This window comes from Cupriavidus sp. 2KB_3 (assembly GCF_052115685.1).
GTDB classification, from domain to species: Bacteria; Pseudomonadota; Gammaproteobacteria; order Burkholderiales; family Burkholderiaceae; genus Cupriavidus; species Cupriavidus campinensis.
This window is the reverse complement of record NZ_JBFRHD010000005.1, coordinates 273,608-288,066: the sequence shown is the minus strand read 5'-3', so window position 1 is coordinate 288,066 and position 14,459 is coordinate 273,608. Positions and strand designations below refer to the sequence as shown.

Here is a 14,459-nt window from a genome sequence, read left to right as displayed (position 1 = left end):
GCAACTGCAGGATGGACTGCGCCAATACATTCACTACTACAATCATGACCGCATCAAGCTCAAACTAAAAGGGCTGAGTCCCGTGCAATACAGGACTCAGCCCTTTCCGGCCTAGCCATCAACCGTCCAACTTCTGGGGGTCAGTTCAGGATGGCGGGCTTTCTCGTTGCGGCCGAAGCTTAGCGCTTGCGCGGCGGCGGCACGTCGGTGCAGACCCCTTCGTAGATCTCGGCAGCCATGCCGATCGACTCGCCCAGCGTCGGGTGCGGGTGGATCGTCTTGCCGATATCGACGGCATCGGCGCCCATCTCGATGGCCAGGCACACTTCGCTGATCAGGTCGCCCGCATGGGTGCCCACGATGCCGCCGCCGATGATCCGGTGCGTTTCCTCGTCGAAAATCAGCTTGGTGAAGCCCTCGTCGCGGCCATTGGCGATGGCGCGGCCCGAGGCGGCCCACGGGAACGTGCCCTTGCTGTACTTGATGCCCTGCGCCTTGCACTGCTCCTCGGTCAGGCCGGCCCAGGCCACTTCCGGATCGGTGTAGGCCACCGACGGGATCTGCTTGACGTCGAAGTAAGCCTTCTCGCCGTGCGCGGCCTCGGCTGCCACGTGTGCCTCATGCACCGCCTTGTGCGCCAGCATCGGCTGGCCGACGATGTCGCCGATGGCGAAGATATGTGGCACGTTCGTGCGCAGCTGGTTGTCCACCTCGATAAAGCCGCGGTCGGTCACCGTCACACCAGCCTTTTCGGCGCCGATCTTCTTGCCATTCGGCACACGGCCGACCGACACCAGCACCAGGTCGTAGCGCTGCGGCTCGGCCGGCGCGGCTTCGCCCTCGAACTTCACGTAGATGCCGTCCGGCTTGGCTTCCACGCCCACGGTCTTGGTCTTCAGCATCACGCTGTCGAAGCGATGCTTGTTCATCTTGTCCCAAACCTTGACCAGGTCGCGGTCCGCGCCCTGCATCAGGCCGTCGAGCATTTCCACCACGTCGATGCGCGCGCCGAGCGTGCTGTACACCGTGGCCATTTCCAGCCCGATGATGCCGCCGCCGATCACCAGCATCTTGTTGGGGATGTCCGGCAGTTCCAGCGCGCCAGTCGAATCGACGATGCGCGGGTCCTCGGGCACGAACGGCAGCTTCACGGCCTGGCTGCCGGCGGCGATGATCGCCTTCTCGAAGCGGATCACCGTCTTCTTGCCCGTTGTGGCCTTGGCATCACCTTCGGTTTCCTGCACCTCAAGGTGATGCGGATCCAGGAACGTGCCGATGCCGCGCACCACCTGCACCTTGCGCGCGCGGGCCATGCCGGCCAGACCGCCGGTCAGCTTGCCGACCACGGTTTCCTTGTAGTGGCGCAGGCCGTCCAGATCGATCTTGGCTTCGCCGAACAGGATGCCGTGCGCGGCCAGCGCCTTGGCCTCGTCGATCACGGCCGCGTTGTGCAGCAGCGCCTTCGACGGGATGCAGCCCACGTTCAGGCAGACGCCGCCGAGCGAGCCGTAGCGTTCCACCAGCACGGTGTTCATGCCGAGGTCCGCCGAGCGGAACGCGGCCGAGTAGCCGCCGGGGCCGGCGCCCAGCACGAGCATGTCGCACTGGATGTCGGCGCTGCCGGCATGCGTGGCGGCGGCCGGCACCGGGGCCGGAGCGGCCTTCGGTGCGGGGGCGGCAACGGGGGCCGCCGCAGCAGCCGCGGCGGGGGCAGCGGCCGGGGCGGGGGTAGCGGCGGCAGCGGCGCCGGCTTCCACGGTGCAGATCACCGTGCCCTTGGCCACCTTGTCGCCCACCTTGACCTTCACGTCCACGACCTTGCCGGCCGATGACGACGGCACGTCCATGCTGGCCTTGTCGGACTCCAGCACGATCAGCGACTGCTCTTCCTCGACCGTATCGCCGGCCTTGACCAGTACTTCGATCACTTCCACCGCGTCGAAATCGCCGATATCCGGCACCTTGACTTCGATCACACTCATGCTTTTCCTCCTGGGATGCGCGCCCTGCCCGCCTGGGGCTCAGGCCGCGCCGTCGTTGTTGGTTGCCGCCCCGCCATCCGCACCCTCTGCACCCTCTGCACCCTTTGCACCACCAGGGCCATCCGGTACCGGCGCGGGTGCCGGCTGCGCCTGCAGCCGCACGGTATGCACGTCGATGGGACCTGCCGAACTCTTGTCGAACTCCACGCCTGCGTCCACGCCGATCCGCGCAATCTCCCCGGCGCCAATGCCGGGCCGGTCGTAGACCGCGTGCATGGCCCCGAGCGCATAGTTGCGCCCCGAGCCAATGCCCCAGAACCGGTCGAACGCGAACACCTCGCGGTAGGAATAGACGCCGAAGATGCCGCCCGGATTGGCGATCAGGCAGACGATCTGCGACGACTCGTACGGATCGTCCTCGTCTTCCTTGGTGTTGATGAAGTACTCGGTCTTGAGCTTTTCATGCACCTTGAGGAAGGTTCGGAACACGTCGTCGCGGGTCAGCAGCCGGCATTCGTCGCCCATGCCAGTCAGCAGCGCCCGCATCACCGGGAAGTGCGCGGTGGTGCCGGCCAGCGCGACGAAGCTCTCGCCCACCGGGAACACCTTCTGGTTCCGCTCGTAGGCACGCGACAGCCGCGTGTCGCCGAACGTGACCAGCGCGTCCGCCGCGATGGCTACTTCGGCGCCCTTCCTTACGACTACGCACGTCGTCATGGCTCGCCCCTTGCAGTTCGTACAGGCACGCGCCGGCAACCGAGGCCGCCGGCGCGCGCGTGGGCCGTGCTTACAGCAGAATCCGGCGGAAGTCCGCCAGCAGCTGGGCGAAGTACGTGTTGAAGCGGGCCGCCTCGGCGCCGTCGATGACGCGGTGGTCCCACGACAACGACAGCGGCAGCGTCAGGCGCGGCGCAAACTGCTTGCCGTCCCAGACCGGCTTCATGTACGACTTGCACACGCCCATGATGGCCACTTCCGGCGCGTTGATGATCGGCGTGAAGTACGTGCCGCCCAGGCCGCCCAGCGACGAGATCGAGAAGCAGCCGCCCTGCATCTGGTCCGGCTTCAGCTTGCCTTCGCGGGCCAGCTTGGCGAGTTCGCCCATTTCCTGGCTGATCTCGAGCACGCCCTTGCGGTCAGCGTTCTTGATGACCGGCACGACCAGGCCGTTGGGGGTGTCCGCCGCGAAGCCGATGTTGAAGTACTTCTTCAGCACCAGGTTGTCGCCGTCCAGCGAGGCATTGAAGTTCGGGAACTTCTTCAGCGCCGCCACGGTGGCCTTGATCATGAAGGCCAGCATGGTCACCTTGACGCCCGACTTCTCGTTTTCCTTGTTCAGCTGCACGCGGAAGGCTTCGAGGTCGGTGATATCCGCTTCGTCGCAGTTCGTGACGTGCGGGATCATGACCCAGTTGCGATGCAGGTTGGCGCCCGAGATCTTCTTGATGCGCGAAAGCGGCTTGTTCTCCACTTCACCAAAGCGCGTGAAGTCCACCTTCGGCCACGGCAGCAGGTCCAGGCCAACGCCCGAGCCACCGGCGGCGGCCGCTGCGGCCGGCGCGGCGGTCTGGCCGCTCATCACGCCCTTGACGAAGCCCTGCACGTCTTCCTGCGTGATACGGCCCTTCGGACCGGTACCGGGTACGCGCGACACGTCCACACCCAGTTCACGCGCGAACTTGCGCACGGACGGGCTGGCGTGGGCGGCCTTGCCGGTTACGCCCTGGGCGGCCGGGGCGGGTGCCGAGGTTGCCGGAGCGGGAGCCGGCGCCGCAGCAGCGGCGGGCGCCGGAGCAGGCGCGGCAGCAGCCGGAGCCGGTGCCGGGGCGGCGGCCGGGGCCGCAGCAGCGCCGGCTGCGCCAGCGGCTTCCAGCACCACGATCAGCGTGCCTTCGGCCACGTTGTCGCCAACCTTGATCTTGATTTCCTTGACGGTGCCGGCCTGCGGGCTGGGCACGTCCATGGTCGCCTTGTCCGATTCCAGCGTGACCAGCGCGTCTTCCGCGTGGATCGTGTCGCCCACCTTCACGTGGATGTCGATCACCGGCACGGCGTCGTAGTCGCCGATGTCCGGCACCTTGACTTCCACGAGACCGCCACCGCCTCCGCCAGCAGCCGGCGCGGGCGCCGGGGCCGCTGCGGGAGCGGGCGCGGGTGCAGGGGCCGGAGCCGCCGCCGGAGCGGGGGCCGGCGCGGCAGCGGGGGCCGGGGCAGGTGCGGCGGCGCCGGCACCTGCCGGTTCCAGCATCACCAGCACCGAGCCTTCGGCCACGTTGTCGCCTACCTTGATGCGGACTTCCTTGACGGTGCCGGCCTGCGGGCTGGGCACGTCCATGGTCGCCTTGTCCGACTCCAGCGTCACCAGCGCGTCTTCCGCGTTGATGGTATCGCCCGGCTTCACGTGCACTTCGATGACGGGTACGGCGTCGTAGTCGCCGATATCCGGCACCTTGATTTCAATCGCTTGACTCATTCAGTGTCTCTCCTGGGCAGCCGGCACTCGCGTCTACACACGACAAACGCTCGGCGAGGTTACTCTCGCCTCACGCTTCTGTCACGTTGCCACGCCGCAAGGCGCCGCCGGGCCAGCCGGGGGCGCCCGCGGCGCGGCGGGTGCCGCACTGCGGGGGGTTCAGGCGTGTAAGTCCGGGAATCAGACCGACATCGGGTTCGGCTTGCTCGGGTCGAGGTTGTACTTCTTGATCGCCTCGGCGACCTTTTCACGACCGATCGCACCTTCGTCGGCCAGCGCCTTCAGCGCGGCCAGCGTGACCCAGTGGCGATCCACCTCGAAGAAGTGGCGCAGCTTCTCGCGGGTATCCGAGCGGCCGAAGCCGTCGGTGCCCAGCACCACGTAGCGGCGCGGCACGAACGGACGGATCTGCTCGGCAAACGCGCGGATGTAGTCGGTGGAGGCAATCACCGGGCCGCGCACGCCCTTGAGCTTCTGGGCGACGAACGACTCGCGCGGCGTCTCGGTGGGGTGCAGCAGGTTGTGGCGCTCGGCGGCATTGCCTTCGCGGGCCAGCTCGGTAAAGCTCGGGCAGCTCCACAGGTCCGACTCCACGCCCCAGTCCTTCTTCAGCAGGTCGGCGGCGGCGATCACCTCGCGGAAGATCGTGCCCGAACCCAGCAGCTGCACGCGCGGCGCGTTGCTGTTCTCCACACCCTTGCGGAACTGGTACATGCCCTGGACGATGTCGCGTTCCACGCCAACCGGCATTTCCGGATGCTCGTAGTTCTCGTTCATCACCGTCAGGTAGTAATAGATATCTTCCTGTTCGGCGTACATGCGGCGCATGCCGTCCTGCATGATCACGGCGAGTTCGTACTGGAACGTCGGGTCATACGAGATGCAGTTCGGGATCACGGCATGGAACACGTGCGAATGGCCGTCCTCGTGCTGCAGGCCCTCGCCGTTCAGCGTGGTCCGGCCCGAGGTGCCGCCCAGCAGGAAGCCGCGCGAGCGCATGTCGGCAGCGGCCCAGCACAGGTCGCCGATACGCTGGATGCCGAACATCGAGTAGTAGATGTAGAACGGGATCATCTGCACGCCGTGCGTCGAGTACGACGTGGCGGCGGCAATCCAGTCGCACATGGCGCCGGCTTCGTTGATGCCTTCCTGCAGCACCTGGCCAGTCTGCGATTCCTTGTAGAACATCAGCTGGTCGTGATCCTGCGGCACGTACTTCTGGCCTTCCTGGTTCCAGATGCCGACCTGGCGGAACAGGCCTTCCATGCCGAACGTGCGCGACTCGTCGGGCACGATGGGCACCACGTGCTTGCCGATCTTCTTGTCCTTGAGCAGCGTGTTCAGGATCCGCACGAAGGCCATGGTCGTGGAGACCTCGCGGCCTTCGCCCGTGGCCTTGAGCAGCGCGTCGAACGCGGCCAGCTCGGGCACCGGCAGCGCTTCCGCCTTCAGGCGGCGGCTGGGCAGGTAGCCGCCCAGCTCCATGCGGCGCGCGCGCATGTATTCCAGTTCCTTCGAGCCATCCTCGAAGGTCAGGTACGGCACTTCCTCGATCTTGTCGTCCGACACCGGGATGTTGAACTGGTCGCGGAACTTGCGGATCGCGTCCACCGGCATCTTCTTCTGCTGGTGGGCCACGTTCATGGCCTGGCCGGCATCGCCCATGCCATAGCCCTTGATGGTCTTGGCCAGGATCAGCGTCGGCTGGCCCTTGTGCTCGCTGGCGGCCTTGTAGGCGGCGTAGATCTTGTGCGGGTCATGGCCGCCACGGTTCAGGCGCCAGATGTCGTCGTCGGACCAGTCGGCCACCATGGCCTTCAGCTCCGGCGTGTTGAAGAAGAACTCGCGCACGTAGGCGCCGTCCTTGGCCTTGAAGGTCTGGTACTCGCCGTCCACGCACTCCATCATGCGTTTCATCAGCAGGCCCTTGGTGTCGCGTGCCAGCAGCTGGTCCCAGCGGCTGCCCCAGACCACCTTGATCACGTTCCAGCCCGAACCGCGGAATTCCGATTCCAGTTCCTGGATGATCTTGCCGTTGCCGCGCACCGGGCCGTCCAGGCGCTGCAGGTTGCAGTTGATCACGAAAACGAGGTTGTCCAGCTTCTCGCGGCCGGCCATGCCGATCGCGCCGAGCGATTCCGGCTCGTCGGTCTCGCCGTCGCCCAGGAAGGCCCAGACCTTGCGGTCGCCGGCCTTGGCCAGGCCGCGGCTGTCCAGGTACTTCATGAAGCGCGCCTGGTAGATCGCCATGATCGGGCCCAGGCCCATCGACACGGTGGGGAACTGCCAGAAGTCCGGCATCAGCCACGGGTGGGGGTACGACGAAATGCCCTTGCCGTCCACTTCCTGGCGGAAGTTGTCGAGCTGCTCGGTGGTCAGGCGGCCCAGCAGGAACGCGCGCGAGTACACACCCGGCGCCGAGTGGCCCTGCACGAAGACGAGATCGCCGCCGCTCTGCTCGGACGGGGCGCGCCAGAAGTGGTTGTAGCCCACGTCATAGAGCGTGGCGGCCGACGCGAACGACGAGATATGGCCGCCCACGTTGGTGTGCTTGTTGGCGCGCAGCACCATGGCCATCGCGTTCCAGCGCGTGTACGAGCGGATGCGGTGCTCGATATCCTGGTCGCCTGGAATGCGGGCCTGCTGCTCCACCGGAATGGTGTTGATGTACTGCGTCTCGGCGTGGAACGGCTGGGTCACGCCATTCACGCGTGCGTATTCGATCTGCTTCTCGATCAGGAAAGCGGCGCGATCTGCACCTTCGGCCGCCAGCACGCCCTGCAGGGCATCCAGCCATTCATGCGTTTCCTGGGGATCGGCGTCGTTGGCGCTGCTCGCGCCGAGAATCTGCTCTGGTACGGCTGACATGAGACTGTCTCCTGGTGAATTCCTGGCGAGCGCACGAGACCCGCCCGCATTGTCTGGTCGAAGCGATTCTATGGAAGCACAGCAGAGGCTGACAAGCGAAATTTTCAGATTACGGATTCGTTTCTTATAATGTGAAATATTGCGGCGGTGCACCAGAGACTGCACGCCGCAGGCCTGCGGCGCCCGGGCGTCGAGCGGACGCCGCTTCCTCGCGAGCCCTGCCCGGGACACGATCCGCGCAAACTTGAGCAGGTGCCGCATAGGCGCTTTCCCCAAGCGACGCACCGCAATAATCGCTATACACTGGCCGGTCAGCCGTCAATCCCTTATGCAGTTCCTCCAACGACTCCTCTCCGGCCTGCGCACGGCCATGCTTCCCCCCAATCCCTCCGGGGCCGCGACCCCGGCCACGGTGGAAGCGTCTGCCGCCGCGCACCACGCCGCGCACCACGCCGCCCAGCACGCGGCCCACGCCGGACGCGACGGCGATCCCCATGACGACGTAGCGCACGACGGCGCCGACGCCCATGAGGCCGACGGCCCGTTCGCCGCCGCGCCGCGCCGGCTCTGGTGGCTGCGCTGGCGCAACCTTGTGGCGACGAGCTGGTTCATGTTCATCCCGCTCGTGGCCATTGTGCTCTTCACCGTGGCGATGGGCGTCATCCTGTGGTCGCTGCATGAGACGGAACGCCAGCAACAGCGCGACGCGCTGTACCGCGACGCCGCCTGGGCGCAGCAGCGCGTGCGGCTCTCGCTGCTGAGCAACCAGGACCAACTGGCCTCGCTGGCGCGCGACATCGCCGCAGCGCAGTTGGACCAGGGAGCCTATCGCACGGCCGCGCAGGAGATCTTGCGAGAGAACCCGGAAATCGTCTTTGTGAACTGGCTCGATGCCACGCGGCGCGGTCGCTGGTCGCTGCCGTCCACCTCGGAGTTCGCCGGCCGGTTGCGCGAGACCGTCGACCATCCGCTGGAGCCGGAAGTCCTCGATACCTTCGACGCCGCCCGCGAGACCCAGCGCGTGGTCTATTCCCGCCCGCTGATGAACGAGCGCGGCGACAGCTTCATGCTGATGGAAGTGCCGATCGTGCGGGACAACGAGTTCCTCGGCACCCTGGGCGCGCTCTATTCGATCAACGGCATCCTGACCCACCTGCTGCCGCCCGAACTGACGGAGCGCTACCGCTTCTCGCTGATCGACAAGAACAACCAGACGCGCGCGAGCACGTCGCTGCGGCCCGTGCCGGGCAATGCGCTGTCCTACGAAGTGCTGCTTGATCCACCTGGGCACTCGCTTTCGCTGCGCGCGGATGCCTACCCGCCGCCGTCGAACCTGCCTAACAACATGCTGCTGTGGCTGGTGGTGGGCCTGTCCTGCTTCCTGCTCTGGAGCCTGTGGAGCATGTGGCGGCACACCAGCCGCCGCTCCGAGGCGCAGCGCGCCCTGCTGGCCGAGACCTCGTTCCGCCGGGCGATGGAAAACTCGATGCTGATCGGCCTGCGCGCGCTCGACCTGAACGGCCGCATCACCTATGTAAACCCCGCCTTCTGCCGCATGACGGGCTGGACCGAGGGCGCCCTGGTCGGCCGCGTGCCGCCGTTCCCCTACTGGCCGCCCAACGACCAGCAGGAGATGCAGAAGCAGATCGACCTGACGCTGCAGGGCAAGTCCCCCGCCACCGGCTACGAGATGCGCGTGATGCGCCGCGACGGCAGCAGCTTCTTTGCACGGATGTACGTCTCGCCGCTGGTGGACAGCCGGGGCCGCCATACGGGCTGGATGAGTTCGATGACGGACATCACCGAGCCCAAGCGTGCCCGCGAGGAACTGGCCGCCGCGCACGACCGCTTCACGACCGTGCTGGAAAGCCTGGACGCCGCCGTGTCCGTACTGGCCACCGACAAGGCCGAGCTGCTGTTCGCCAACCGCTACTACCGGCAGCTGTTCGGCTGGGAGGCCGAGGGGCACCTGAAGCTGGCCGGCGATGACTTCGACCGCGAGCAGATGTCGAGCGACAACACCGACTATGTCGATGCCTACGCCGGCCTGCCGGCCTCGGAGTTGATGCCGTACGCGTCCGACGCGCGCGAGGTCTTCGTGCCGGACATGCAGAAGTGGTTCGAAGTGCGCCGCCGCTATATCCAGTGGGTGGACGGCCACCTGGCGCAGATGCAGATCGCCACCGACATCACGGTGCGCAAGGCCGCCGAGGAAATGGCGCGCCAGCACGAGGAACGGCTCCAGTTCACCAGCCGGCTGACCACGATGGGCGAGATGGCGTCGTCGCTGGCGCACGAGTTGAACCAGCCGCTGGCGGCCATCAACAATTACTGCATGGGTGCCGTGGCGCGGCTCCATTCGGGGCGCAGCACGCCGGAAGACCTGATTCCGGTGCTCGAGAAGACGTCGGCGCAGGCCGTGCGGGCGGGCACCATCATCAGCCGCATCCGCGGGTTCGTGAAGCGCAGCCAGCCGCAGCGGCGCGAGGCGTCCCTCCATGACATCGTGGCTGACGCCGTGGGCCTCGCCGACCTGGAAGCCACGCGCCGCCGCGTGACCATCCTCACCCGCCTGCCCGCCCCGCCGCTGCTGCTATATGTGGATCCGGTGCTGATCGAGCAGGTGCTGGTGAACCTGCTCAAGAATGCCGTGGAGGCCATGGCCGGGCTGCCCGCCATGCGCGCCGCCGGCGTGGTGCGCCTGCATGCGCGCATCGAGCCGGTGGAGTTCGGCCAGTGCGTCTGCATCGACGTGATCGACCAGGGCCCGGGCGTGGACGAAGCCACCAAGGAACGGCTGTTCGAGCCATTCTTCAGCACCAAGTCCGACGGCATGGGCATGGGCCTGAACATCTGCCGCTCGATCATTGAATCCCACCAGGGCCGGCTCTGGGTGGAAAACAATGTGGACGGGATCGGCTGTACGTTTAAAATCACGTTGCCGCTGCAGCCTGCGCTCCCCGAGCAATAGCCCGGGCACCCCGGTGAGACAGACGCGATGAGACCCTCCGCCGCGGGGCTTGGGTGGGTCGCCGCAGATCTGCCACTCGACCGGGTAGTGTTGCGCACGCCGCCAGGCGGTTACACTTAGTTGCAAACGACTTGGTCGTTAACGAATTTGCCCCAGGAGACTTCATGACCGTAACGCCCAGCCCCACTCCGCATCGTGGCGAGACCGTGTTCATCGTTGATGACGATGAAGCCATGCGCGACTCGCTGACCTGGCTGCTGGAGGGCAATGGCTACCAGGTGCGCAGCTTCAACAGCGCCGAGCAGTTCCTGTCCGCTTACGATGCCGGCCAGGTATCGTGCCTGATCCTGGACGTGCGCATGCCCGGCATGAGCGGCCCGGAACTGCAGGAACGCATGCTGGCCGAGCACATCGACATTCCCATCGTGTTCATCACCGGCCACGGCGACGTGCCGATGGCGGTATCCACGATGAAGCGCGGCGCGATCGACTTCATCGAGAAGCCGTTCGACGAATCCGCGCTGCGCGCGCTGGTGGAGCGCATGCTCCAGAAGGCCCGCACCGACCATTCCGCCGCCCGCGAGCAGCGCGCCGCCAAGGACCTGCTGGGCAAGCTGACCACGCGCGAGCAGCAGGTGCTGGAGCGCATCGTGGCCGGCCGGCTGAACAAGCAGATCGCCGACGACCTGGGCATTTCCATCAAGACGGTGGAGGCGCACCGCGCCAACATCATGGAAAAGCTCAACGTGAACACCGTGGCGGATCTGCTGCGACTGGCGTTGTCGCGCAACAGCTGATCGGCTGGGTGTGAAAATGGAAAGACGGCGCCCTGGCGCCGTTTTTTTATTGACCTTCGATCAGGAGGTCGCCGGGTAAAGTAATGCAAAAATCACAATTTCGGCACGTGATGCCCACCGCAAATCCTCCCGGACCCGCAGCCTGCATCCGGTCAACTGCCCGCCGATCGGCGCCAAACCCTTATAATCCGGCTTTGTCCGCGACGCCGCCACGCGCGCGCCGCCCGGCCCCGACTTCCCAGCCTTTCCCGCAGATTCCCATGCCCGCCCAACTGATCGACGGCAACGCCCTTGCCAAACAAATCCGTACCGAAGCCGCCCAGCGCGCCGCCCGCCTGACCGAAAAGGGTCATCAGCCCGGCCTCGCCGTGGTGCTCGTGGGCGAGGACCCCGCCAGCCAGGTCTATGTGCGCAACAAGGTCAAGGCTTGCGAAGACAACGGTTTCCACTCGTCGCTGGACCGCTATCCGGCCGATCTGTCCGAGGCCGACCTGCTGGCCCGCATTGACGCCCTGAACAACGACCCCAAGATCCACGGCATCCTGGTGCAGCTGCCGCTGCCGAAGCACATCGACAGCCACAAGGTGCTCGAAGCCATCGCCCCGGAAAAGGACGTGGATGGCTTCCACGTGGCCAACGCCGGCGCGCTGATGACCGGCGCCCCGCTGTTCCGCCCGTGCACGCCCTATGGGTGCATGAAGATGCTGGAATCGATCCAGTACCCGCTGCGCGGCGCGCGTGCCGTGGTGGTGGGCGCCTCGAACATCGTCGGCAAGCCAATGGCCATGCTGCTGCTCCAGGCCGGCGCAACCGTGACAATCTGCAACAGCAAGACGCGTGACCTGGCCGCCCATACGCGCGAGGCCGACGTGATCGTGGCTGCCGTAGGCCGCCGCAACATCATTACCGCCGATATGGTCAAGCCGGGCGCCGTGGTCATCGACGTCGGCATGAACCGTGACGATGCCGGCAAGCTGTGCGGCGACGTGGACTTCGCCGGCGTGCGCGAGGTGGCCGGCCACATCACACCGGTGCCGGGCGGCGTAGGGCCGATGACGATCACGATGCTGCTGATCAACACCCTCGAAGCCGCCGAGCGCGAAGCCGGCCTGTAGTCCGCCGGCCGCCGGGGCCTAATCGGCCCCCAATCGGCCCGATAGGAAAGTCGAACTGGAAATTTCCGCGCAGACGCCTCATCTTGCACGTGTGAACGTATAGAGACCGAGGCTCGCCAACCGAGAACCGCCATGACCGTGAACAACGACCGCGCTACCAATCCCCTGCTCGACTTTACCGACCTGCCCCGCTTTGCCGAGATTCGCCCCGAGCACATCAGCCCGGCGCTGGACGTGCTGCTGGCCGACGCACGGGCCGGCGTGGCCCGCGCCGAAGACCCGGCCACCCCGGCCACCTGGACCAGCGCAGTGGAAGCCCTCGAGGCCGCCACCGAGCCGCTCGGCCGCGCCTGGGGCGTGGTGGGCCACCTGAGCGCCGTGGCGGACACGCCCGAGCTGCGCAAGGTCCACACCGACAACCTGCCGCGCATGACCGAGTTCTGGTCGTCGCTGGGCCAGAACCTCGCACTGTTCGAAAAGTACAAGGCCGTGGCCACCGGCCCCGAGTTCGCGGGCCTGACGCCGGCGCGCAAGCAGCTGCTCGAAAACGAACTGCGCGGCTTCCGCCTCGGCGGCGCCGAGCTGCCCGAGGACCGCAAGCCCCGCTTCGCCGAGATCCAGGAGCAGCAGGCCCAGCTTTCCAAGGCCTTCTCGGACCACGTGCTCGACGCCACCAACGCCTACGCCCTCTATATAGAAGACGAGTCGCGCCTGGCCGGCATTCCCGCCGATGCGAAGGAAGCCGCCGCGATCGCCGCGCAGAAGGATGAAAAGGCCGGCTGGAAGTTCACCCTGCACTTCCCGTCCTACTACCCGGTGCTGCAATACGCCGATGACCGCGCGCTGCGCCAGACCATGTACGAAGCGAGCGTGACGCGCGCCTCCGAACTGGGTGCGCAGTACGGCAGCGGCCAGGCCGACTGGGACAACACCGCCAACATGCGCGAGCAGCTGACGCTGCGCCGCGAGGAAGCGCAGATGCTTGGCTACAACAACTACGGCGAGGTCTCGCTCGTGCCGAAGATGGCCGAGTCGCCGGCCGATGTGCTCAAGTTCCTCGACGAACTGGCCGTCAAGGCACGCCCCTACGCCGAGCGCGACTGGGCCGAGCTGCGCCAGTTCTCCGCAGCCGAGCTGGGGCTGGCCGAGCTGAAGCCGTGGGACGTGGCCTACGCCTCCGAGAAGCTGCGCCAGCAGCGCTATTCGTTCTCGGACGACGAAGTGAAGCAGTATTTCCAGGAGCCGAAGGTGCTCGAAGGGCTGTTCGGCGTGGTCGAGAAGCTGTTCTCGGTCAGCATCCGCCCCGACGAGGCCCAGACCTGGCACAAGGACGTGCGCTTCTTCCGCGTGGTGTCGCCGCAGGGCGCGCTGCTCGCCCAGTTCTACATCGACCTCTACGCACGCGAAGGCAAGCGTGGCGGCGCCTGGATGGACGACGCGCGCGGCCGCAAGGAGCGCGACAACGGCACCGTGCAAACCCCGGTGGCCTACCTGACCTGCAATTTCACGGCGCCCGTGGGCGGCAAGCCGGCGCTGTTCACGCACGACGAGGTCATCACGCTGTTCCACGAGTTCGGCCACGGCCTGCACCACATGCTGACGCAGGTGGGCGACCTCGGCGTGTCCGGCATCAACGGCGTGGAGTGGGATGCGGTGGAACTGCCGTCGCAGTTCATGGAGAACTTCTGCTGGGAATACGAGGTGCTGTCGAAGATGACCGCCCACGTTGAGACCGGCGCCCCGCTGCCGCGCGCGCTGTTCGACAAGATGCTGGCGGCCAAGAACTTCCAGAACGGCATGATGACGCTGCGCCAGATCGTCTACTCGTCGTTCGACATGCACCTGCACACCGACTATGACCCGCAGGGCCAGACCTCGGTACTGGAGCTGTCGCGCAAGATCAACGACAGCAAGCACGTGGTGCCGCAGTCGCTGCTGTCGCGCTGGCCGAACACGTTCAGCCACATCTTCGCGGGCGGCTACGCGGCCGGCTACTACAGCTACAAGTGGGCCGAGGTGCTGTCCGCCGACGTCTACGCCGCGTTCGAGGAAGCCGGGCAGCTGTCCGGCAGCGTGCTCGATTCGGCAACTGGTGAGCGGTATCGGCGCGAGATCCTGTCGGTGGGCGGCAGCCGCCCGGCGATGGAATCGTTCGTGGCCTTCCGTGGCCGCGCGCCGCAAATTGACGCGCTGCTGCGCCACGGAGGCATGGCGGCGTAATCGTCACATCTCCTTCCCGCTTCGCTGACCAGG

9 protein-coding genes are annotated in these 14,459 nt (G+C 66.5%); 5 read left to right on the top strand and 4 right to left on the bottom strand.

Going from position 1 to position 14,459, the window contains the following annotated elements; genetic code table 11:
- A partial coding sequence (locus tag AB4120_RS07460; protein WP_441592170.1) for an IS3 family transposase occupies nucleotides 1-115 on the top strand: 115 nt, incomplete at its 5' end.
- A gap of 64 nt (nucleotides 116-179) precedes the next feature.
- On the opposite strand, the gene lpdA is transcribed toward AB4120_RS07460, so the two are convergent.
- The 4 genes from lpdA to aceE all read right to left on the bottom strand — a co-directional run bounded on the left by lpdA (nucleotide 180) and on the right by aceE (nucleotide 7,323).
- Complete coding sequence (gene lpdA / locus AB4120_RS07455) at nucleotides 180-1,982, bottom strand: dihydrolipoyl dehydrogenase (protein WP_441642104.1); 1,803 nt, start codon at nucleotides 1,980-1,982, stop codon at nucleotides 180-182.
- A 39-nt stretch (nucleotides 1,983-2,021) separates the two neighbouring features.
- On the bottom strand, nucleotides 2,022-2,699 hold the full coding sequence (locus AB4120_RS07450) for an MFS transporter (RefSeq protein WP_149136201.1): 678 nt from the start codon (nucleotides 2,697-2,699) through the stop codon (nucleotides 2,022-2,024).
- Nucleotides 2,700-2,769: 70 nt separating this feature from the next.
- Nucleotides 2,770-4,455, bottom strand: a complete 1,686-nt coding sequence (aceF, locus tag AB4120_RS07445) for a dihydrolipoyllysine-residue acetyltransferase (RefSeq protein WP_441642103.1) — start codon at nucleotides 4,453-4,455, stop codon at nucleotides 2,770-2,772.
- 180 nt (nucleotides 4,456-4,635) lie between these two features.
- A complete protein-coding gene (gene aceE, locus AB4120_RS07440; protein ID WP_149136202.1) occupies nucleotides 4,636-7,323 on the bottom strand; it encodes a pyruvate dehydrogenase (acetyl-transferring), homodimeric type in 2,688 nt (895 codons plus the stop codon).
- Nucleotides 7,324-7,693: 370 nt separating this feature from the next.
- On the opposite strand from aceE, the gene AB4120_RS07435 reads away from it, so the two are divergent.
- The 4 genes from AB4120_RS07435 (at nucleotide 7,694) to AB4120_RS07420 (ending at nucleotide 14,426) form a co-directional block, all read left to right on the top strand.
- Entirely contained in the window at nucleotides 7,694-10,294 is a 2,601-nt protein-coding gene (locus AB4120_RS07435) for a PAS domain S-box protein (protein ID WP_392388499.1), read from the top strand.
- A gap of 164 nt (nucleotides 10,295-10,458) precedes the next feature.
- The gene (locus AB4120_RS07430; RefSeq protein ID WP_441642102.1) at nucleotides 10,459-11,091 is read left to right on the top strand and encodes a response regulator transcription factor; all 633 of its coding nucleotides are present in this window, start codon (nucleotides 10,459-10,461) and stop codon (nucleotides 11,089-11,091) included.
- 260 nt (nucleotides 11,092-11,351) lie between these two features.
- Complete coding sequence (gene folD / locus AB4120_RS07425) at nucleotides 11,352-12,206, top strand: bifunctional methylenetetrahydrofolate dehydrogenase/methenyltetrahydrofolate cyclohydrolase FolD (protein WP_149136205.1); 855 nt, start codon at nucleotides 11,352-11,354, stop codon at nucleotides 12,204-12,206.
- A gap of 132 nt (nucleotides 12,207-12,338) precedes the next feature.
- Nucleotides 12,339-14,426 (top strand): M3 family metallopeptidase, encoded by a 2,088-nt coding sequence (locus tag AB4120_RS07420; protein WP_441642101.1) that lies wholly within the window; start codon nucleotides 12,339-12,341, stop codon nucleotides 14,424-14,426.
- Nucleotides 14,427-14,459 lie beyond the last annotated feature (33 nt).

What these genes read in the sequence shown, in the direction of transcription:
- lpdA (WP_441642104.1), bottom strand. Translation starts at nt 1,982, where the DNA reads ATGAGTGTGATCGAAGTCAAGGTGCCGGATATCGGCGATTTCGACGCG.
- AB4120_RS07450 (WP_149136201.1), bottom strand. Translation starts at nt 2,699, where the DNA reads ATGACGACGTGCGTAGTCGTAAGGAAGGGCGCCGAAGTAGCCATCGCG.
- aceF (WP_441642103.1), bottom strand. Translation starts at nt 4,455, where the DNA reads ATGAGTCAAGCGATTGAAATCAAGGTGCCGGATATCGGCGACTACGAC.
- aceE (WP_149136202.1), bottom strand. Translation starts at nt 7,323, where the DNA reads ATGTCAGCCGTACCAGAGCAGATTCTCGGCGCGAGCAGCGCCAACGAC.
- AB4120_RS07435 (WP_392388499.1), top strand. Translation starts at nt 7,694, where the DNA reads ATGCTTCCCCCCAATCCCTCCGGGGCCGCGACCCCGGCCACGGTGGAA.
- AB4120_RS07430 (WP_441642102.1), top strand. Translation starts at nt 10,459, where the DNA reads ATGACCGTAACGCCCAGCCCCACTCCGCATCGTGGCGAGACCGTGTTC.
- folD (WP_149136205.1), top strand. Translation starts at nt 11,352, where the DNA reads ATGCCCGCCCAACTGATCGACGGCAACGCCCTTGCCAAACAAATCCGT.
- AB4120_RS07420 (WP_441642101.1), top strand. Translation starts at nt 12,339, where the DNA reads ATGACCGTGAACAACGACCGCGCTACCAATCCCCTGCTCGACTTTACC.